Origin of the sequence: Mixta gaviniae, from assembly GCF_002953195.1 — a bacterium.
Lineage (GTDB): Bacteria > Pseudomonadota > Gammaproteobacteria > Enterobacterales > Enterobacteriaceae > Mixta > Mixta gaviniae.
In genome coordinates this window covers 821,784-840,678 of sequence record NZ_CP026377.1, presented here as the reverse complement: position 1 = coordinate 840,678, position 18,895 = coordinate 821,784, and the positions used below count along the sequence as shown (strand labels likewise).

The 18,895-nt window shown below is 48.5% G+C and carries 21 protein-coding genes and 6 pseudogenes; 1 reads left to right on the top strand and 26 read right to left on the bottom strand.

Going from position 1 to position 18,895, the window contains the following annotated elements; translation table 11 throughout:
* Positions 1 to 43 precede the first annotated feature (43 nt).
* The 4 genes from C2E15_RS03885 to C2E15_RS03870 form a co-directional block, all read right to left on the bottom strand.
* The gene (locus tag C2E15_RS03885) at positions 44 to 205 is read right to left on the bottom strand and encodes a DUF1328 domain-containing protein (RefSeq protein WP_071883711.1); all 162 of its coding nucleotides are present in this window, start codon (positions 203 to 205) and stop codon (positions 44 to 46) included.
* A gap of 128 nt (positions 206 to 333) precedes the next feature.
* Positions 334 to 948, bottom strand: a complete 615-nt coding sequence (gene osmY / locus C2E15_RS03880; RefSeq protein WP_104956201.1) for a molecular chaperone OsmY — start codon at positions 946 to 948, stop codon at positions 334 to 336.
* 313 nt (positions 949 to 1,261) lie between these two features.
* On the bottom strand, positions 1,262 to 2,851 hold the full coding sequence (gene prfC / locus C2E15_RS03875; protein ID WP_104956200.1) for a peptide chain release factor 3: 1,590 nt from the start codon (positions 2,849 to 2,851) through the stop codon (positions 1,262 to 1,264).
* A 313-nt stretch (positions 2,852 to 3,164) separates the two neighbouring features.
* Positions 3,165 to 4,544 (bottom strand): hypothetical protein, encoded by a 1,380-nt coding sequence (locus C2E15_RS03870; RefSeq protein WP_104956199.1) that lies wholly within the window; start codon positions 4,542 to 4,544, stop codon positions 3,165 to 3,167.
* Between the two features lie 225 nt (positions 4,545 to 4,769).
* Between C2E15_RS03870 and C2E15_RS03865 the strand changes: the two genes are divergently transcribed.
* A complete protein-coding gene (locus tag C2E15_RS03865) occupies positions 4,770 to 5,573 on the top strand; it encodes a DUF4225 domain-containing protein (protein WP_104956198.1) in 804 nt (267 codons plus the stop codon).
* 3 nt (positions 5,574 to 5,576) lie between these two features.
* Here the strand turns inward: C2E15_RS03865 and C2E15_RS03860 are convergent, their stop codons facing one another.
* From C2E15_RS03860 to C2E15_RS03775, 22 genes and pseudogenes are all read right to left on the bottom strand, one after another.
* Positions 5,577 to 5,915 carry a hypothetical protein gene (locus tag C2E15_RS03860; RefSeq protein ID WP_104956197.1) on the bottom strand — a complete coding sequence of 113 codons (339 nt, stop codon included), beginning with the start codon at positions 5,913 to 5,915 and terminating at the stop codon, positions 5,577 to 5,579.
* 260 nt (positions 5,916 to 6,175) lie between these two features.
* Positions 6,176 to 6,322 (bottom strand): ADP-ribosylglycohydrolase family protein, encoded by a 147-nt coding sequence (locus tag C2E15_RS21950; protein ID WP_342747471.1) that lies wholly within the window; start codon positions 6,320 to 6,322, stop codon positions 6,176 to 6,178.
* 20 nt (positions 6,323 to 6,342) lie between these two features.
* A pseudogene (locus C2E15_RS22310) lies at positions 6,343 to 6,666 on the bottom strand (hypothetical protein); the annotation flags it as partial.
* A gap of 575 nt (positions 6,667 to 7,241) precedes the next feature.
* Positions 7,242 to 8,333 (bottom strand): annotated as a pseudogene (locus C2E15_RS03845) (RHS repeat-associated core domain-containing protein); the annotation flags it as partial.
* 154 nt (positions 8,334 to 8,487) lie between these two features.
* The gene (locus C2E15_RS03840; protein ID WP_104956196.1) at positions 8,488 to 8,700 is read right to left on the bottom strand and encodes a hypothetical protein; all 213 of its coding nucleotides are present in this window, start codon (positions 8,698 to 8,700) and stop codon (positions 8,488 to 8,490) included.
* Between the two features lie 258 nt (positions 8,701 to 8,958).
* Positions 8,959 to 9,042, bottom strand: a pseudogene (locus C2E15_RS22305) (RHS repeat-associated core domain-containing protein); the annotation flags it as partial.
* 501 nt (positions 9,043 to 9,543) lie between these two features.
* Positions 9,544 to 9,837: a hypothetical protein gene (locus C2E15_RS21270; protein ID WP_146108532.1), complete on the bottom strand. Its 294-nt coding sequence runs from the start codon at positions 9,835 to 9,837 to the stop codon at positions 9,544 to 9,546.
* A 6-nt stretch (positions 9,838 to 9,843) separates the two neighbouring features.
* Positions 9,844 to 10,035 (bottom strand): hypothetical protein, encoded by a 192-nt coding sequence (locus tag C2E15_RS21855; RefSeq protein WP_218926730.1) that lies wholly within the window; start codon positions 10,033 to 10,035, stop codon positions 9,844 to 9,846.
* Positions 10,036 to 10,212: 177 nt separating this feature from the next.
* A pseudogene (locus C2E15_RS21850) lies at positions 10,213 to 10,804 on the bottom strand (RHS repeat-associated core domain-containing protein); the annotation flags it as partial.
* A 148-nt stretch (positions 10,805 to 10,952) separates the two neighbouring features.
* Positions 10,953 to 11,132: a hypothetical protein gene (locus C2E15_RS03820; protein WP_245912424.1), complete on the bottom strand. Its 180-nt coding sequence runs from the start codon at positions 11,130 to 11,132 to the stop codon at positions 10,953 to 10,955.
* A 78-nt stretch (positions 11,133 to 11,210) separates the two neighbouring features.
* Positions 11,211 to 11,516: a hypothetical protein gene (locus tag C2E15_RS21265; protein WP_128861292.1), complete on the bottom strand. Its 306-nt coding sequence runs from the start codon at positions 11,514 to 11,516 to the stop codon at positions 11,211 to 11,213.
* 69 nt (positions 11,517 to 11,585) lie between these two features.
* A complete protein-coding gene (locus C2E15_RS03815; protein ID WP_104959070.1) occupies positions 11,586 to 11,909 on the bottom strand; it encodes a hypothetical protein in 324 nt (107 codons plus the stop codon).
* Positions 11,910 to 12,156: 247 nt separating this feature from the next.
* Positions 12,157 to 12,603, bottom strand: coding sequence for a WapI family immunity protein (locus C2E15_RS21260; RefSeq protein ID WP_146108531.1), 447 nt, complete (start codon positions 12,601 to 12,603; stop codon positions 12,157 to 12,159).
* Between the two features lie 83 nt (positions 12,604 to 12,686).
* Positions 12,687 to 12,959, bottom strand: a complete 273-nt coding sequence (locus C2E15_RS21255; RefSeq protein ID WP_128861294.1) for a hypothetical protein — start codon at positions 12,957 to 12,959, stop codon at positions 12,687 to 12,689.
* 4 nt (positions 12,960 to 12,963) lie between these two features.
* A complete protein-coding gene (locus C2E15_RS03805) occupies positions 12,964 to 13,296 on the bottom strand; it encodes a hypothetical protein (protein WP_104956193.1) in 333 nt (110 codons plus the stop codon).
* Positions 13,297 to 13,302: 6 nt separating this feature from the next.
* Positions 13,303 to 13,479 carry a hypothetical protein gene (locus C2E15_RS21575; RefSeq protein WP_167391827.1) on the bottom strand — a complete coding sequence of 59 codons (177 nt, stop codon included), beginning with the start codon at positions 13,477 to 13,479 and terminating at the stop codon, positions 13,303 to 13,305.
* A gap of 8 nt (positions 13,480 to 13,487) precedes the next feature.
* Positions 13,488 to 15,106 (bottom strand): annotated as a pseudogene (locus C2E15_RS03800) (RHS repeat-associated core domain-containing protein); the annotation flags it as partial.
* A 68-nt stretch (positions 15,107 to 15,174) separates the two neighbouring features.
* A complete protein-coding gene (locus C2E15_RS03795; RefSeq protein WP_104956192.1) occupies positions 15,175 to 15,564 on the bottom strand; it encodes a hypothetical protein in 390 nt (129 codons plus the stop codon).
* A 193-nt stretch (positions 15,565 to 15,757) separates the two neighbouring features.
* Positions 15,758 to 16,525 (bottom strand): ankyrin repeat domain-containing protein, encoded by a 768-nt coding sequence (locus C2E15_RS03790; protein ID WP_104956191.1) that lies wholly within the window; start codon positions 16,523 to 16,525, stop codon positions 15,758 to 15,760.
* A gap of 332 nt (positions 16,526 to 16,857) precedes the next feature.
* The gene (locus tag C2E15_RS03785) at positions 16,858 to 17,625 is read right to left on the bottom strand and encodes an ankyrin repeat domain-containing protein (protein WP_104956190.1); all 768 of its coding nucleotides are present in this window, start codon (positions 17,623 to 17,625) and stop codon (positions 16,858 to 16,860) included.
* A 92-nt stretch (positions 17,626 to 17,717) separates the two neighbouring features.
* Positions 17,718 to 18,065, bottom strand: a pseudogene (locus C2E15_RS22300) (hypothetical protein); the annotation flags it as partial.
* Between the two features lie 386 nt (positions 18,066 to 18,451).
* Positions 18,452 to 18,697 carry a hypothetical protein gene (locus C2E15_RS03775; RefSeq protein WP_128603787.1) on the bottom strand — a complete coding sequence of 82 codons (246 nt, stop codon included), beginning with the start codon at positions 18,695 to 18,697 and terminating at the stop codon, positions 18,452 to 18,454.
* Between the last annotated feature and the right edge of the window lie 198 nt (positions 18,698 to 18,895).

Genomic DNA, 18,895 nt, shown 5'->3' with positions numbered 1-18,895 from the left:
AAGTTCACTGAATCTGTCTGTTCAGCGTCGAGGGCATGCTTACCTAGGGACGTTTACGTCCGGTAAACAGGCTGACGAGGAACAGGATAATACCAACCACGAAGACAATCTTAGCTGCCCATGCGGCCGTACCAGCCAGACCGCCGAAGCCTAATGCCGCTGCGATCAGTGCGATTACCAGAAATATAATACCCCAACGAAACATAAGCCTCTCCTTTACCATAGTGAAAATCGAACTGCTTACTCAGCAAATTCAGGGGGTTAATCCCCGTGAATATTCTTCTTTTACGGGATAGCAACGACGCGGCCCGTCAGAGCCGCGCCGGAAAAGCATTATTTTTTGACCTGCAGGTCGTTTTTAACGCTTTTCACGCCTTCAATCGCTTTGGCGATACTTTCGGCACGTTCAGACTGTGCCTGATTTTCTACCGCACCAGAAAGCTGGACCACACCATTAGTGGTTTCAACTTTGATTTTACGGGACGGCACAATATCATCCGCTAATAGCTTAGCTTTAATTTCGCTGGTTGTTGCAGCATCACCTGCATAACCGCTAACTGACTGTTTTTCGCTGTCTTTAACGTGTAGTTTATCGTTGACGGATTTCACACCCTCCACTTTCTTCACCACGGCCACAGCTTTTTCAGCCTGATCCTGGGAAGCGACAAAACCGCTCAGGGTAACCACACCCTTCTCGGTCTCAACGGAGATATCCGTGCTTTTAATCGTTTCGTCATCCACCAGCGCCGCTTTCGCTTTGGCGGTGATGCCGCTGTCATCCATAAAACCATCGACTTTTTTCATAGAGCTATCGATTTTGGACCCTGCGCTATCCGCCGTATTCTGCGTTTTCTGTGATACAGATTCATCCGCCAGCGCAGAACCGCTCAGCAGTGCAGAACCCACCATCACAGCCATCAGAGTCTTAGCAATCTTAGTCTTGTTCATCGATATCTTCCTTCTATCCGTTATTCCACTCACAACCGTAAGCGTGGCGACAACAAACCGCGCTGCCGCCGAAAAGACGCTGGGGTGATGACACCGCCGCTTTTTGCGTCCGACAAACTAAGCATAGACAAGGATCGCCATTCGTCTCGCTTTTCTGGTTAAAAAACAGGAGAGAAGGCGTTTTTACAGTGTTTTTAAGAGGAGTCTGTAAGCGGGAAAGCACAGCGTGCGGTGGTACTGAAATGACGCCCGCAGAGCGCAAGGCTGGCTCCGCGGGGTCGAAAAGGCGCGCCGCGACAGGGCGCCTCCTCTTTTAGTGTTCGCGCGTTTTGCGGAACACCACGTCAGGATAACGCTCCTGCGTCAGGTTCAGGTTAACCATGGTCGGCGCGATGTAAGTCAGGTTATCGCCGCCGTCCAGCGCCAGGTTAATCTCGTTCTTACGCTGGAATTCGTCGAACTTCTTCACATCGCTGCACTCTACCCAGCGCGCGGTCGACACGTTAACCGATTCATAGATCGCTTCCACGTTGTACTCGCTTTTCAGGCGCGCCACGACCACATCGAACTGCAGCACGCCGACAGCGCCGACGATCAGATCGTTATTGGAGAGCGGACGGAACACCTGCACCGCGCCCTCTTCCGACAGCTGCACCAGCCCTTTCAGCAATTGCTTCTGCTTCAGCGGATCGCGCAGGCGAATCCGGCGGAACAGCTCCGGCGCGAAGTTCGGGATGCCGGTGAACTTCATGTTTTCGCCCTGGGTAAAGGTATCGCCGATCTGAATGGTGCCGTGGTTATGCAGGCCGATAATATCGCCAGGATAGGCTTCTTCCACGTGCGAACGGTCGCCCGCCATAAAGGTCAGCGCGTCAGAGATAACCACATCTTTACCGATGCGGACCTGGCGCAGCTTCATGCCCTTTTCATACTTGCCGGAGACCACGCGCATAAAGGCGACGCGGTCACGGTGTTTCGGATCCATGTTGGCCTGGATCTTAAACACGAAGCCGGAAAACTTCTCTTCGCTGGCTTCAACGGTGCGGGTATCGCTCTGACGCGGCATCGGTGCCGGCGCCCAGGAGACCAGCCCGTCGAGCATATGGTCAACGCCGAAGTTGCCCAGCGCGGTGCCGAAGAAGACCGGCGTCAGCTCGCCCTGCAGGAAGGCTTCCTGCTCGAACTCGTGCGAGGCGCCCTTGACCAGCTCCAGCTCATCGCGCAGCTGCGCCGCCAGATCCTCACCAACCGCCTGATCCAGTTCCGGGTTGTCCAGCCCTTTAACGATACGCACATCCTGAATGGTATGGCCCTTACCGGACTGGTACAGGTAGGTTTCATCGTTATAAAGATGGTAAACGCCCTTAAACAGCTTGCCGCAGCCGATAGGCCAGGTGATCGGCGCGCAGGCGATCTTCAGCTCGCTTTCAACTTCGTCCAGCAATTCCATCGGATCGCGGATGTCGCGGTCCAGCTTGTTCATAAAGGTCAGGATCGGCGTATCGCGCAGACGGGTCACTTCCATCAGCTTACGGGTACGATCCTCAACGCCTTTCGCCGCATCGATCACCATCAGACAGCAGTCCACGGCGGTCAGGGTGCGGTAGGTATCCTCGGAGAAGTCTTCGTGTCCGGGGGTATCCAGCAGGTTCACCAGGCTGTCGCGGTACGGGAACTGCATAACCGAGGTAGTGATGGAGATACCACGCTGTTTTTCCATCTCCATCCAGTCCGATTTGGCATGCTGGTTGGAGCCGCGGCCTTTTACCGTACCGGCGGTCTGGATCGCCTGTCCGAACAGCAGGACTTTTTCAGTAATGGTGGTCTTACCGGCGTCGGGGTGAGAAATAATGGCAAAGGTGCGACGACGCGACACTTCTTGCAAAAATGGGGTATTAGACATCGGAGTTCTTCTGTTAATGCTGTGGCGCGGCGTAATAGCAGGCGACACAGCCGTTAATTCATGAGGGCCCACTGACAGGCCCGGAGCCAGAACCATGCAGCTCACCTGCGGCACGCTGTGCTGCCGGGTGAACGCTGCGAAAAAGCGTAGTGGTCTACATTGGCGCCGGCCCCATATAACAATGTTGAAAAGTCAGACAATGAGGCCGCATAGCTTACCTTAAGTACATAAAAAAAGCAGGCCGAAATCGCGCGCGCTGTGCGCTTTCCCGCTAACTTTTTCCGCCGCCCGGGCAGGCCGTTTATGCGCGCGCTTATCCCTGCGCGTCTGCCGCGTGCTGCAGCTGGCTTAGCGTTATCTGCGTCACCAGGCCATTGCCGATGCGCGCGGCGATGACTTTGTCATCCTGCTGCCAGCTGAGCCAGCTTTCGCCGTTGCGCTCATCCGCTTCGCCAGGGCCATATTTCTGCTCCAGTTCGGCGACCGTCATACCGACGCGCGCGCCGCGATGCGTCTCCAGCGTGGCGTCGAGCAGCGTAATCTGTCCCAGATAGCTATCGTCGGCGCTGCGTTGCTGCCGATCCCAGCCTTCGTTGGAAACCGTCAGCGCCAGCACGTCATAGCGATGCTGATAATAGCGATAAGGGGCATCCGCATCCTGCGCCTGATTTTGCGTGGCCTGCGCGCGTTCCGGCGGTAGGCTCATCATCACATCCTCGTTCCACGGCTGGCCTAAGGCCAGCGAAGTGCTGTTGACCTGGATGACGAAATCGGCCGCCGTCAGCGCGGCGACGGCAGGCTGCGCGCTGTCTTCCAGCGGATAAAAATCGTCAGGCTCGACTCCGGCATCGGTCTGCAGGGCGCCATCCTTTTTACCGGCCTTAAAGAAAAACAGATGCGGCGCGGTTTCCGGATCGCCGCCGCAGGCGGGGTAGTTACGGTTCTCCCGCACGTCAATCAGGTAGTTAGCCGGATCGTCGCTGTCATCGACGAAGCTCATACCCAGACATTCACTGGAGAGCGAAGTCAGCTGATGTGCGCGGATCGCCTGTAATACCAGGGTAATGACCCGATCCTGCTTCACCTCTTCACCGTCCGTCTGCGCGGCGGTCGCAGAGCCGGATGCCTCCGCCGGCGTGCTGCCGGCCGCCCCCTGTTGAGGCTGCGGCTGAATAGTCTCTTCAGCCGTTTGTGCTGGCGCGCTTTGATTCACCCCGGCATCTGCCGCTGGCGCAGCGCTTTCATTTAACACCGCATCGCTGTCCGCTGCCAAAGGCGCAGTTTGCGGCGGGCTTGCGGTTAACGCCGTATCGCTATTTGTTACCGCTGGCACGGATCCCATTGGGCTTGCAGCTAACGCCGCATTGCTGTGGGTTGCCGCTGCGGCATCGCTATTGGCAGAAGCGACGCCTGTCGCATTCACCTTCGCCGGGAACGCGTTACCGCTGTTGACTGGCGCCGATGCCGTGGCGGCAGAAGCACCGTCAACGGCTCCCTTCTCCCGATAAGCTGTCACCGCCTCGCCAGCGGCTGCCAGCTCATGCGCGCCGTTAGCGGGAGCGATAACGGAAAATTGCCCCACCGGCGGTGTTAAAGGCGCATTAACGGCGTCAGGCAACTCGGCGGCTGTAGCGTAGCCAAAGCCTGCCAGAGCGGTAGCGATCAGCAGACGTGTAAAAATGGAGATAAACATAGCTGGGCTCGTCTCAGGGCGCAAAACACGCCGGAATCATCGTTATCGTTGTTATGGTATCGGTTCAGATCAGCAGGGATTTAACACTGGCTTACGGGGGGAGTCAAAGGAGATCCGCTGCGCTGATGTTAAAGAGACGGACGCAGCTAAAAGCGGGGTTATTAAGCGGTTGTTAAAACAATCAAAACTATTAAAATCACTTATCGTTTTTTTAAGGACAGGAAAATGAGTACATTTATCGATAATAGTGCCGAGAAGTCTGGCTACATGGCAATGGCGCGCAACGAGATCGCGAAATTAAACCAGCTTGCACATACCCTATCTTCACGTCATCTGAACTACGGCCCTACGCTGCATAAATTCATCAGCGAGACGAAAAGCTTTGCTGAACAACATCTCAACTTAATCAGTCGGGCGCAGACTGCTGCTGAGAGCATGAATTACCTCGAAGCTTTAAAAGCGGAAATAAACGATCTGCATATTCAGGACAGGCTGCTGGCCACAGGTAAAGCAAAGGTTTTCGCCGTCATTGAGTTTGTTCGCGACCATCAGCAACAGATCAAAGGCTACGTGATAACGGGGGTTCATATCGCGACTTCCGCCTCACAGGTCGTCGGCGGCGCACTGCTGGTCGGCACCCTGTCGCCTGTCGGCGTGGTTGCCGGCGGGATCCTGGTGGTGAACGGGATTAACGGAATCGATAAAGAGATTGAACGTCTGTTCACCGACAATAAAACGACAGAGGGTTTTCTGGCTGATGCCTATATGGGCAGCGCGGAGGCGATGGGGTTTGAACGCTGTTCAGGGCTAGCCGTCTATAACACTGTCGATCTGGCGGCTAATGCCTTTAGCGTTTATGGCCTTATCAAGAAAAAAGAATCCTGGCGTCTGTTCTATTCACTGCGCGAGGATTTTTACCGCAACTATGACAAGCTGAGCCAGACGAAGCGATTACAGAAGAACATCAGCCTCGGTCTTAAGGGCAAAAGCGTGCTTGATATTATGTCTGGCGCTACTTGCTCGCGTTAACGCTTAGTCCGTTTTGCCTGCATTCTTTTTAACGCTGCGCTGATAAAGCCAGGATTTCCACGAGAGCTTTATCGGCGTAAACCAGGCGATCAAACCAAGCGCGATTAACATTGATGCACCAAGCGGCAGGGCGCGCTGCGTCCCCTGAAAGGTGACGGAGAGCATCCAGATAATCACCAGCGCGATGCAAATATAGATGCGGGAGCGGAAAATTTTAGACAAGTCAGACAGTACGATTTCCAGCGAGGTGGAATGGTTTTCCGCATTAGCGCGTAACTTCCCTATTTCCTCCGCAGAAAAACCCGTTTTATACAGTTTTTCTTCCAGGTTGCTTCTGAACATGTCTCTCTCCTTACCATGAAGCGCCGATTATATCGGTAGCGAAAAGAAAGTCAAAACAGGCAGTAAAAGAATGGGATAGCATCAAATGGCAGCAAATAGCCTGCTAAAAGGCCCGGCCCCCGCCCTGTTGGCTGCAACATAAAATTATCTTTTTCTCTGACAATGCGGGCGATTGAACATTAAAAATCATTATTAGTCATGTGACTTAGTGCCGATTGCGCCATGGGGCTTAAAAACGCTGTCGCCTGTTTTGCTCAAAATTATGTCGTTTCCTCAGGTGCCTGCCTGAAGAACGCTTCCGCCATGGCGGCAATTCTTTTTTCCTGCATCAGCCTGTCACGCCACTCCTGCGGTATGCCCGAATAACCATACAGCGCGCCGGCAATCTGACCTGTCGTGGCGTCCACGCTGTCAGCGTCATCGCCCCCACGCACAATGTATTCCCAGGCGTGGTAGTCGCACACCACACCAGCTCACCCGCCATCCCGGTCAGCTCGCGCGGCAGCCCCGCCTGGTCGGTGTGATACCCGTAAACCTGCGCGTCATGCTCGCTTTCCCCACGCTGTGTGCTGATTTGTGCCAGCGGCACGAAGCTTTCATCCTCATAAATCCAGATATGCTGACGTTTGCCCCGCTCCTCGCTCAGCAGCCGGTTGCCGGCCCAGATAAAGTGCGTCACCCCGAAGGCGTCCTGCTTCCAGCTGCGTCGTCCGAAAGCATCGTAGCCGTAACGGGTTCGCTGCGCCGTGCCGGGAGCAATTTTATCAGGCTAAACTGGTGGTTCAAGGTGTAAAGGACGTGCTTGCTTAGTATATGAAATAGGCTTAAATAAAAAAGCCGGGAGGATTAAAAGAGTTTCCCGACTCTTATCTTATTATAAATATGGGGATTTATATCTTTGAACAGTAAGTTCCGTTTTTATTTTATCTATACATTCTTCAGGACAAGCATCACATAAAAAATACATATAGAAATCATAACCAAAATGAAACTCACATTCATTGGATATAAGCTTACACCATATATACTCTCTTAATATTGATTGAATCACCTCTTTAAGATCACCAAGTTGAATAGTGTTACCTTCTGCATACTTACATTTATCAACATTCAGTTCCAACCCCTTAATTTTTAGTGATTTCACGCCAAGGCAATTACATGCATCTAAAATATAATCTATATATTTCTGTTCAACTTTTTTATATTCGTTCTCTGTTACCTTATTGCCTACATCATAAAAACTGGTCCATTCATTTGGAGATGAATGCCCCTCCCCAGTTCATCAGTCTGAGTATATTTAGTTATTCTATATGAATATTTCATACATTAATCACCTATTCGATTAAGATCAGCATCATAAGTGCCTGAACTTGTCCGCCTGCTTCCTAAATTTCTCACACTATCAGCAGCTTTCCAAAATCCGCCATTATGTTGGTCAACATCAGGAGTAATATATTTCAACTTATTCGGTGCCTTATTATTTACGAAGGCCGGCTGCCCGTGAGAACGTTCATTGACTTTTTTATAACCGAGTTGTTTTGCTTTAGCAGTATGCCCACAACGCAGTCCTAAAGGATCAATCCACGTCAGCGGGTTCGGCGTATACTGGTACAGGTTTATCCCGCCGGCCAGCCCAATCGGATCCTGGCTGACAAATCGCCCTGCATCCGGATCATAGTAACTGAACCGGTTATAGTGCAAACCGGTCTTCGCATCGTGATACTGCCCCTGGAAGCGCAGCGGCTCATGCACTGGCTCTGCCTGTTCCTCCGCCGTCTCCACCTGCAGCGTATTGCTCCAGGCGCGGTAGTCCGCACGCCACACCAGCTCACCCGCCATCCCGGTCATCTCACGCGGCAGGCCCGCCTGGTCGGTGTGATACCAGTAAACCTGCGCGTCATGCTCGCTTTCCCCACGCTGCGTGCTGATTTGCGCCAGCGGCACGAAGCTTTCATCCTCATAAATCCAGATATGCTGACGACCGCCCCGCTCCTCGCTCAGCAGCCGGTTGCCGTCCCAGATAAAGTGCGTCACCCCGAAGGCGTCCTGCTTCCAGCTGCGTCGTCCGAAAGCGTCGTAGCCGTAACGGGTTCGCTGCGCCGTGCCGTTACGCCGGGTCACCGCCTCTTCCAGCTGATGCTCTGCATTCCAGCGGAAACGCTGCACGGTATGGCGGCCGGTGCGTTTCTCCGTGACGTTGCCGTGCGCGTCGTACTCCCAGCGGCAGTCGCCGAGTACCCGCAGGCGGTTATCCGTCAGCGGCGGCGCATTTTCCTGCGCCAGCAGGTTATGGGCCGGGTCGAAGGAAAACCGTTCGCCTCCGGCCTGCGTGAGCCTGCCCAGCGCGTCGTAGGCGTAGCGGTGCGCGCCGCTGTGGCTGTCTGTCATCTGTTTCAGCTGCCCGTCGCGCCGCCACGCGTCAGCGTTTCTTCTCTTAACAGCTGACCGGCAGCATCCTATTTGAGACGGGCCAGGCGGTAACGGTGCGGATCGCGAAAAGTTGTCTGATCCTGACGCCGGGCGGCTAAAGATAAAAAGCCGGAAGGATTGTTAAGATCACTTCCGGCTTTTTTTATTTAGTGATAATTACTTCAGGCATACAGCAATTTTTTGTAAAATCAGAAAGATGCTCATGACCGAAGTTTTCCTTGTGTTCTTCCATTAAATTAACTGTATTAATAATAAAAGACGATAAGATTTTTAATTCATCCACAGTAACTTTTAATGTCATTTCTTGAAGTGACATAAGATCACCCTCTTCATTTTCATAACCGTATATTTCCATTTAACAACCTTAATTATATTCTGGTGGTATCCATCCATGATCCTGTAACCATTTCCGGGCTTTTTTCGATGGATTTGGTATTCCTCGGTGAGCATCATGAATTCCACCTGACATATTAGATGATGTACCATCAGCATAATGTACATGTGGTTCTTGACCCGGAATATGCCCCCTATCTACTCTGACAATTTCTTTAGGTGCTTGACCTCGCTCAACTTCCTTTTGCATTTTCCCCGGAGAGGATGGTTTACATTTTTCTAACCCCAGCGGGTCGATCCAGCTGAGCGGGTTCGGCGCATACTGGTACAGGTTTATCCCGCCCGCCAGCCCTATCGGATCAGGGTGTGTAATCTGACCTGAGTTCGGATCTTACCGTCAGTTTCGTCCGTACAGTCCTGAAATTACCAAGTCATAATACATACGCTACCGCCATACTCTGATAAGTAAAACTATCCATACATTGTTAATTTTACTATAAAATCAATAGGTAAATACAAAAAATTATACAAACATAACGTTATTCTACCTGGTCAGCTATATCAGTATTTCCTGCACAAACCGTAAAACCAACCCCCCACCGGCTATACGTGCAGTTCCAGCCTGTACATTAAAGGTAACTGGCTGAAAGGGACGGGGCTTGAGACCGAGTGTGACATAGCCGTAAAAATCTCGGAAGGGTGTACTATGCTGATGGCAGATAATAATGAGGCGCGGGAAGTTCGTGAGCAGATTTATCAGGCTAAACAGGTGGTTAAGTGAATTAAGGGCGGAGTGTTTAGTGTGCTGAACGAGGGTTAAGTAATAAAGAGCCGGGAAGATTTGAGTATCCTTCCCGGCTTTTATTTATTCTTCCTCAAGCTCGAAGGATATATGGTTATTAATGAGACTGTTTTCTATGACTGATAGTATTTTCTTATAATTACCAGAATGGATCGCGATAAATAAATCCTTTTCCGTTTTGGTTATTTCAAAATCAGCTCCCCAACCGGATGAGTAACCATTTATAGAGAAACCAATAATATTATCAGAAAAATGCTTCAGACAATATAAACCACTATCTTCAAATGAAGCTTTGATTTCCTTAAAAACTTCATCTCGCAATGAACTGTTAACTATTAGATGATATTCAATACTCATAATTATCTACCTACCACTCCCATGAGGCCGTCCTCTAACAGTTGGATAATCCGAAGGATTTCGAATACCAATATGGGTTAAATTAGGATCTGTTGAAATATTCCCCAAATCATCCAACTGATCGCCTAAATGATTTTCTTTATGGATATGAGCATTCAAACCAGATTTAGGCGTTAATTGACCATTACTCATATTCACTGATTGATTTCCATATGGATGAATCCTTACTTCTGAACCATCCGCATGTCTCCATATCTGATTTTTCGCAGCACTATTGCTAACTTTAGTCTGAGTAAAACCGTGTTGTGACAGAATCTCTTCAATTCGATTAACTGACTTACCTCTTAATTCAGGTAATTGACCAGAAGCACTGCCACATTTTAAACCAAGAGGATCAATATAACTTAACGGATTCGGCGCATACTGGTACAGGTTTATCCCGCCGGCCAGCCCAATCGGATCCTGGCTGACAAACCGCCCTGCATCCGGATGCATAGTACCTGAACCGGTTATAGTGCAAACCGGTCTCCGCATCGTAATACTGCCCCTGGAAGCGCAGCGGCTGATGCACCGGTTCCGCCTGTTCCGCCGTCTCCACCCGCAGCGTATTGCCCCAGGCGCGGTTGTCCGCACGCCACACCAGCTCACCCGCCATCCGGGTCAGCTCGCGCGGCTGACCCGCCTGGTCGGTGTGATACCAGTAAACCTGCGCGTCATGTTCGCTTTCCCCGCGCTGCGTGCTGATTTGCGCCAGCGGCACGAAGCTTTCATCCTCATAAATCCAGATATGCTGACGACCGCCCCGCTCCTCGCTCAGCAGCCGGTCACCGTCCCAGATAAAGTGCGTCACCCCGAAGGCGTCCTGCTTCCAGCTGCATCGTCCGAAAGCGTCGTAGCCGTAACGGGTTCGCTGCGCCGTGCCGTTACGCCGGGTCACCGCCTCTCCCAGCTGATGCTCCATGTTCCAGTGGAGGCGTACATTTTGGAATACCGCTGTAAAGAGGCGATACCAGCACCCCAGCGCTGAGTCTTTCCGGCAAGTAACTGCGCGAGGCGGGGTTTGAGTACGATGCGGATCGCGGAAGGTTGCCTGCTCCTGATGCCGGGCGGCTTTGTCATTTAGCTTTATTAAGTTTCTTTTTGAACTCTGTAATAATGTCAGTCCATTCTTTATAAGTAATCTTATCAACATAATAATCTCTCAGCCATTTAATATGACAACGGGATATTAAATTATTTATGGTTGATCTTCTCTCAGCCTCACCCTTATCCAATATTAATAATTTATTCATCATATCACTTATCTCTTTTGCTTCCTGAACATAACCAGACAAGCTTAATAAGTTACATATTTTTTCCGGTTTCTTCTAAATTCATAATAACTTAGTTGCTCCTGAGTATTTTCCACCTGCAGTTACTAGTTGCCATTCTCCGCCTACTTTATCTGCTCCCCATTGCAGCTGCGGCGCAACCTTTCCTTCAAGAAGAACTTGAGGTCTGGTTAAAACAACCTTGCCTTCATAAGTTGCAGAGTTGTTAGGAGGCAAAGCTAGTTTTGCACGTCTCTCAGCATGAGTTATACCAGCACTCCCTCTTGTAACGTATACTTGCGATGCGCTTCCCGGGGAATGCTCCGTAATAGTAAAGTAGGCTGACTGGTTTTCAGAATTAACAACCATATTAACATACTGAAAACCCGCATCCTAAAATTACGGGAATATATTTCCTTATCGCGGAGAAAGTTCTAACTAGAGATCTCCATTTTCTATCAAACTTAATATTTCCTCCCCTTTTTTATCATATGGAGGCCGCCATAAAGCAATGTCATTCTCGATCCAGTTATCGAATTCTTCAGGAGAAATATTATCCTCTAACTCTTTATACAAATATTTTCTGACTTTTGCTAACCCCCCAAGAACATCACGTTGTTTAAAAAAAAGTAGTAATGCAAATGCTGCTCGTTCCGTTTCGTCAAAACCTGTCCCTATTTTATCGATTACAATAACCATCTCCTCAATAGAAACCAACACTTTTTTTAACTCTTCTACTTTCTGTGAAACATTTTCTTTCATCAGTTCAACATTTCTTATCTCAATACGATTATAGTTGTTGCGTAAAGGCAAAGCATTGTAAGCCAGGTGCAACGTGGTCAGGCAGAGAAAACAGCACAACACCTTACTTTGCAAGAGCCGTTCGAAAATGAAGAAAAATTTCGTACAGTATTTAACGGGAACGAACAATAATGACTGACTGATAACTAAAAATCCGGAAGAATCTTTAACATCTCTTACGACCTCTATTCATGCTAAGCTAAAAAATTCAATGACCTCTTTTCTCCGGGTATCTCTTTATTAACTCATCAACTTGCTCTATTAACCTTTTTAATTTTCCATCATCTAAATGGAATTTTAAAATCACTTCATCTTCATTGTCAAAATCATAGCATTCCCAATTGGGATGAAATGCATAATTAAGTGCAACGCTTATAACACCATTACCCTCATTTATAAAACGCAATTCATTTTCCATGAAATCCAATTCACGCGATGTCGTTTTTTTATCGAGAATAGTTGAAAGCCACCCCTTTAACTCAGCAAGTTCCATTGTTGTTAAGCAGGGATTCACTGAAGACCAAGTTCCACCATCGCCATTTTCAACAAAAATTTCAACAATCAACCAATTAGAGTCATCTTTATCCGTTGAGTTTTCATATTCATATCCGATAACATTTATCTTTAACTTAGAATAGCCGTTAAAATACATCATGGATTAAACCTACTTTTAGCTGGACGGAAAGTAATAACCCTCCTACTGTCTTTTTACTTTAAATCCCTCACTAATTAAATCAATCACCAACGTGGTGTAGGCAGCTCATTAATATCTTTATACTCTTCATGTTTCACACCAAGTTTTTCAGCTAATTTTCTTATTTGACTATCTAACCCTTCATCAAATATTACGAATGTGTCGCCAGCCTCTGGCGTAAAAAAACGCATAATTAAAACTGGCAGATTACTCTTAAGGCAATTATTTATTGACTCACTACTTACCCCAGCATTCAATTCGAGTGGCATAAGATTTATATCGACATTATTTTCATCCCTCCCTCCTCTTTTTTTCAATAATTCACTTTTTTTTCTTGTTTAAAAAATATTCAAAAAATGTTTTTTTTAACATTTCGATTTTTTCCCCATCATCATAAAAACAAATTTCCCCAAGAGGAAGTTTATTAAATAAGCACTCTTTCACCCCAATCTCATCGACCATTAGGAATTTAGGGAACAAAGTTTTCAAAAAATCACTAGCTATCTCATTGTCAAAACCATAAGTTACTTCTTTGTCTTCACCCATTTGAAGCCAGCAGTAGCAGATCGGTTTTTTAATTAACTTCCCATCATTATCAGTTAGCTCCGACCAATCAGGGAAAGGAAACCTCACAATATAATTAAGTAATTTCATAAAAAGTCACCATGTAAAAACAATTTTTTCACCCTTAGTATTAATAGAATGGATATGACCACTATTATGATGTTTTGGAACTCCAGGCTGACCGGCATCGGGGTGCCCATCAGGATGTTCAAACCAGTGTTTTTTCCCGTTAGGATTTTTCATACCCAGTTTCTTTGCGCCTTCAGCTTTCATGGTTGTCCAAACTTCTCCACGGCTATCGCGGCGTGAGACACCTTCACCGGCAAGCCGTCTGCGTTATGCTGCCATGTGGTGATATTGCCCGCCGCATCAGTACGGCTTTTTAGCCAGCCATACTTGTCATAGCTGTATTGCGTAGTACGCCCGGAACAGTCCGTATGGGATAAAAGGAATCCCGCCGCATTCCAGTTAAAAGTTTGAATGCCTGATGCCGCATCGCGAATACGGACCAGATTACCGGCGTCGTCATGGTTATATTCTGTGACGCGGCCCAGTTCATCCATTTCACGTATTAAATTACCTGCCACCTCCCAGGTAAATTCACGCGATGATCCGAGCATATCGGTAATACGCACCGGCCTGTTCCAGTGCGGGTGAAAATCAATGCGCGTCATTCCTCCGTCAGGCGCAATAACTGCCGTACAGTTCCCGCGTTCATCATAGCGATAACGTGTAATACGCCCGGCCGGATCGGTTACCGCAATGGCTTGCCCGCGCGCATTACGTTTAATCCGGGTTATTCCTCCGCTGGCATCAATAAGCGTCGTCAGCTCATGATTATCATCATACTCATAACGCGTTTTACGGCCCAGGACATCAGTTACGAGTGTGGCATTTGGCTGATAGTCAAACTGCCAGGTCTGCCCCAGACTGTTACGGTGCGCCAGTACTTTGCCATGTACATCGTGACGGTCGTAATGATAGAAACAGGCCATTTCGCCTGCCAGACGATGCGCCACCATAATATGGTTGCGATACCGGAAATCTCTGACGATTTCATCGTTCCCGTTACGCACGGCGATTAAATCGCCCTCCTCCGAATAGTCATAGCGGCAGAGGATTTCAGGCAGTTCAGGCTCGGAGGGATGACAACAGCTAACGCTGGAGATACGTCTGACCTTCTCGCCACTCGTCAGGCAAAGATCGGCAAACTGGATCAAAAAGCGGCGCCCGGCGCTGTCAACGATCTCCACCGGTAAGTGATTGCGGTCATAATGGAGAGTCAGCTGATTGCCATGCGCATCTTCCATCGCCGTCATCAAAAAGCGTCCAGCCTCCGCTTCCTGGCTGAACAGCCAGTGACGTTGTTCATCAGACGTTGATAGCCGATAAAGACCTTGCTTCGGCTGTGACAAGGTGAGCTGCTCATAGCGGTGCAGGCGGGCCGGCAGCCCTGGAGCGATACGGGGAAAATCGATCTCGCGTCCCTGTTCATCGATATAGAGCAGAACGTCATCCGTTTCGCGAATTTCCGGGGAAAAAGGCAAGAACCATCCCTGTCCCAGCCAGCCATTTGCCATCTCATCAGAGTAGTTTTTGCTGCCAGCTTACCCGCTTTGAATGCGGCTCCACCTCCGGGCACAAAGTTTGCGGCGGCTGATGCCGCAGACAGGGCCGCGTTGCCGTAATCGCCTTCAGCAGTATAAATTGCCGCATTAGCCCCATCGGCAACCACGCCGACAATAGGAACAGCACCTAACACATCCAGCCCGGTATGCACCCAGTCGCCGTAACTACTCCACCAGCTTTTCTTTTTAGGTGGGTTGGCACTTCCTGCCGCAACGTTTCCCTGCGGCGCAGGCGCATATTGTAATTTACCAATGGTATTTCCGGTTGCCATCGGGGGCTCCCTGCAATAATGAATAAAACAAATAAGACACTCAGTGAATAGCCAGCTAAATTAGCGATTCACCTAAGTTTAAGATAATTACTTGCCAGGCCAGTGCCAGAAGCGATCGCCGCCACCCAGACAACCGGAGCGAAAAAGAGATCGCCATATGTGGTTTTCGCCATTAAATAGAAAAAAGGTAACTGCACCGCCGCCAACGATAAACAAAGAACATGTTTTTTATCCAGGCAGTTCCAGGCAACTAATAAGCCACAAATAACTAACACCACGCTATTCAACGCATAGAGCATTAAGATCGGCCTGAACGCTGTTAACCATTTCCCCCAGTCCTGTCCCTTCATACCTACACCGGAGATAAGCATCCAGATAAAACCACTCGCCATAATAAACTGTAGCCACACAGAAAGCACAAAATTCGCCAGGCAAGTAGCCGCTTTTAATATAAGCATTATTATATTCATATCACCACCGATTAAATTCAACAAAGGAGATTGAAAATGAGGGAACAGACCTCTCTCTTTATTTATTATTTATCGCATTGAGCCGCCTGCTCAGGCAGCATAAATACAGAGGCATTGATGATAAGTAAGCAATTAATAAAAGCCAAAGGACCACGTCTCAATGGCTTTTTTAAGATGCAGATTACTCTGCTGGCGGCCAGCTTACGCCCGCCTGTTTGACCAGATCTATGATTTCATTAAGCTTATCCAGCGTGGGGCCTTTCTGACCATTGTTGCGTTTTACAACATACGCCAGCTGCCGTGCAAACGACCAGCCGCTGTTGGTTTCCACGGCGTGCGGATCGGCGCCATGTTTAAGCAGCCAGACGACGGTATCAAGCTGCATACCATCCAGTGCTTCCATAAGAACCGTTCTGCCTAAATTATCGCTTTGATTGATATTAGCGCCACGCTGAATCATTAAGGATAATGTCTTTAGGGTATTATCCGAGGCGGAATAATAAAAGATGGGACTTTTTTGAACCATAGCGTTAGGGCTCATTCCTCCATTAAGCAGAGCTTCCATATACTCAGGTGAGGATGAACTGGCCGTTACGCCTGCCACACTGCCCATATCCGGAACATTCTGCAGCGGATCGGCCCCCTGTCTTACCAGTTCGCTCATGATGGCCAGCTGTTGTTTCTTTTCTCCCTGCGCGCACTGCAGGGCGTAAAATAAAAGCGTCATATCCTGCTTGCCGGGCTTGTTGAGATTGGTCACGCCAGCCTGCTGTTTTACCGACGCCAGGTCACCCTGATAAATGCTTTGCGCCAGCGTAAGCTGCGTACCATGGAAAAAGTCTTCGGGAGGATAAATTTTCATTGCGTTACATCCTGGCATTGCAAACAGGCTCAGCGTTGTCCATAAGAGAATTAAACTGTATTTTCTGATAGCAAAGAAGTTTTTCATAAAATGGCCTTATTGAGCTGACAATATCGCTTCATCCGTTGCCTTTTCCTGTTCGATACAGCGAATAAACTGATCCATATCATGCTTGTCAAACATATTGCCAGTGCCGCCTTAATTTTTTATTTAGTCCCATAGCATCAAAGATCCAGCCTGGTTTGCCGCTGGCTCTGGACGCTAAAGAAGCTAATAATGGAAAACAGGCGTTTCCGCCTGTTTATTATTTATAACGCTGAACCACTTAATTTGGTGACATAAATACAGCGGCATTGATAATAATTAAAACATTAATAAAATCCAAAAGACCACGTCTCAATGGCTTTTTAATATGCGAATTATTGCGCCGGGGGCCAGTTTACGCCCGCCTGTTTGACCAGGCCTATGATTTCATTAAGCTTATCCAGCGTGGGACCTTCCTGACCATTGTTGCGTTTTACAACATATGCCAGCTGCCGCGCAAACGACCAGCCGCTGTTGGTTTCCACGGCGTGCGGATCGGCGCCATGTTTAAGCAGCCAGACGACGGTATCAAGCTGCATACCATCCAGTGCATGCATAAGAACCGTCCTGCCTAAACTATCGCTTCGATTAACATTCGCGCCTCGCCTAACCATTAAATCCAGGGTTTTCAATGTATCATCTGAAGCTGCCTTGAAAAAAACTGGACGTTTCATTATTTCTACATCAGGACTCATACCGCCATCAAGCAGAGCCGCCATATATTCAGGGGAGGATGATCTCGCCGTCACGCCCGCCACACTGCCCATATCCGGAACATCCTGCAGCGGATCGGCCCCCTGCCTTACCAGTTCGCTCATGATGGTCAGCGGTTGTTTCTTTTCTCCCTGCGCGCACTGCAGGGCGTAAAATAAAATCGTCATGTCCTGCTTGCCGGGCTTGTTGAGATCGGTCACGCCAGCCTGCTGTTTTACCGACGCTAGGTCACCCTGATAAATACTCTGCGCCAGCGTAAGCTGCGTGCCATGGAAAAAGTCTTCGGGTGGATAAGTTTTCATTGCGTTACACCCTGAAATTGCAAACAGGCTCAGCGCTGTCCATAAGAGAATTAAACTGTTTTTTCTGATAGCAAAGAAGTTTTTCATAACATGGCCTTATTGAGCTGACAATATCGCTTCATCCGTTGCCTTTTCCTGTTCGATACAGCGAATAACCTGATTCCTACCACTGCGCTGCTGTCTACCCGCGCCAGCGGCTCATAGCTGCCCGCATCGCTGTAGACGTACGTCAGCGGCACACCGTCGTGGATTTCCTGCAGCAGACGGAACCCGTCCCAGGCAAAGTGCGTGGTCACCGCCTTTCCCTGCGGCTGCCCGTTCAGCGTCTGCCGTCGCGTTTTGCTGAGCCGCCGCCCCAGCGGGTCGTAGCGGAAGCTCACCTCTACCTGCGGCCGGTTACGGTCCTTCGGCTCGCTGATGACCTCCGTCAGCCGGTGTTCCGCATCGTAGCGGTAGCGCCAGCGTACCTGCGCACTCTCCTTCTCCGTGGTGCGCCCGTGAACGTCATAGCGCCAGCGGAAGCCGTTCGATTACAGCGTTTTTTATAAGTTTTTAACTTCAAAAAAATTAGCAAAAATAAAAGTAAATGTTACTTATTATTTCCCCAACAGCTTAATCAACAGCTGTTGTGTTAAACTTATTAAAATCAGCCAAAATACCGTTTATTGGCACATCTTTTTTGGATATGCAATCATAAAAACTATCCCTCTCACTTTTCGGTACATATTTATTTATTAAATAGGTTAGTTTATTTCTTAATTCCGCCCCGGTCATACATTCACCCCGGATTAATAACCATCGCATCAAGAATAACGGAATAACCTCTTCCTAAAGGTAATAATTACACCGTACCACCTTTTCCGTAATCAGGGCATGCAGTATAAAATGTTCAATTCTACACATCAAGCTAAAATTATTGCCAATAATCAATCAAGTCAACCCATAATTTTTTCTCATCTTTACTTACAATGCTATAATCATTAAACTTCGTTCTATACTCTAAAAAAAGTAATTGAATAGGCCTAATAGCCACCATCTTTTTCTTTCTTGAACCGTTAATCATCTTCCTCATCTCATTAAGATACTTTTCATCTTTTATCCTAACTGCAAAATACTCATCAAGAAAATCCAGAACTTCTTCGTAAGACTCAAGATCCATTATCACCCTCTGGGAGGATTTTAACCTCATCAAATATAACAGTTCTTCTGCCAGCTATTAACTGTTGAACCCCACCTTTTCCAAACTCAGGATAAGCTATAGTAAATGGTTCAAGTGGAGCCCCTTCTTTTTACCAAACATTGTTGGGGATTTAGCTTGTGGTATACCTTTTTCATATAGCTGCAAAGTATCAAAAGT

Bases quoted from the DNA above. Each gene is read 5' to 3' on its own strand.
- C2E15_RS03885 (WP_071883711.1), bottom strand. From the start codon at position 205: ATGTTTCGTTGGGGTATTATATTTCTGGTAATCGCACTGATCGCAGCG.
- osmY (WP_104956201.1), bottom strand. From the start codon at position 948: ATGAACAAGACTAAGATTGCTAAGACTCTGATGGCTGTGATGGTGGGT.
- prfC (WP_104956200.1), bottom strand. From the start codon at position 2,851: ATGTCTAATACCCCATTTTTGCAAGAAGTGTCGCGTCGTCGCACCTTT.
- C2E15_RS03870 (WP_104956199.1), bottom strand. From the start codon at position 4,544: ATGTTTATCTCCATTTTTACACGTCTGCTGATCGCTACCGCTCTGGCA.
- C2E15_RS03865 (WP_104956198.1), top strand. From the start codon at position 4,770: ATGAGTACATTTATCGATAATAGTGCCGAGAAGTCTGGCTACATGGCA.
- C2E15_RS03860 (WP_104956197.1), bottom strand. From the start codon at position 5,915: ATGTTCAGAAGCAACCTGGAAGAAAAACTGTATAAAACGGGTTTTTCT.
- C2E15_RS03840 (WP_104956196.1), bottom strand. From the start codon at position 8,700: ATGGAAATATACGGTTATGAAAATGAAGAGGGTGATCTTATGTCACTT.
- C2E15_RS21270 (WP_146108532.1), bottom strand. From the start codon at position 9,837: ATGAGTATTGAATATCATCTAATAGTTAACAGTTCATTGCGAGATGAA.
- C2E15_RS03820 (WP_245912424.1), bottom strand. From the start codon at position 11,132: ATGATGAATAAATTATTAATATTGGATAAGGGTGAGGCTGAGAGAAGA.
- C2E15_RS21265 (WP_128861292.1), bottom strand. From the start codon at position 11,516: ATGGTTGTTAATTCTGAAAACCAGTCAGCCTACTTTACTATTACGGAG.
- C2E15_RS03815 (WP_104959070.1), bottom strand. From the start codon at position 11,909: ATGAAAGAAAATGTTTCACAGAAAGTAGAAGAGTTAAAAAAAGTGTTG.
- C2E15_RS21260 (WP_146108531.1), bottom strand. From the start codon at position 12,603: ATGATGTATTTTAACGGCTATTCTAAGTTAAAGATAAATGTTATCGGA.
- C2E15_RS03805 (WP_104956193.1), bottom strand. From the start codon at position 13,296: ATGAAATTACTTAATTATATTGTGAGGTTTCCTTTCCCTGATTGGTCG.
- C2E15_RS21575 (WP_167391827.1), bottom strand. From the start codon at position 13,479: ATGAAAGCTGAAGGCGCAAAGAAACTGGGTATGAAAAATCCTAACGGG.
- C2E15_RS03795 (WP_104956192.1), bottom strand. From the start codon at position 15,564: ATGCTTATATTAAAAGCGGCTACTTGCCTGGCGAATTTTGTGCTTTCT.
- C2E15_RS03790 (WP_104956191.1), bottom strand. From the start codon at position 16,525: ATGAAAAACTTCTTTGCTATCAGAAAATACAGTTTAATTCTCTTATGG.
- C2E15_RS03785 (WP_104956190.1), bottom strand. From the start codon at position 17,625: ATGAAAAACTTCTTTGCTATCAGAAAAAACAGTTTAATTCTCTTATGG.
- C2E15_RS03775 (WP_128603787.1), bottom strand. From the start codon at position 18,697: ATGGATCTTGAGTCTTACGAAGAAGTTCTGGATTTTCTTGATGAGTAT.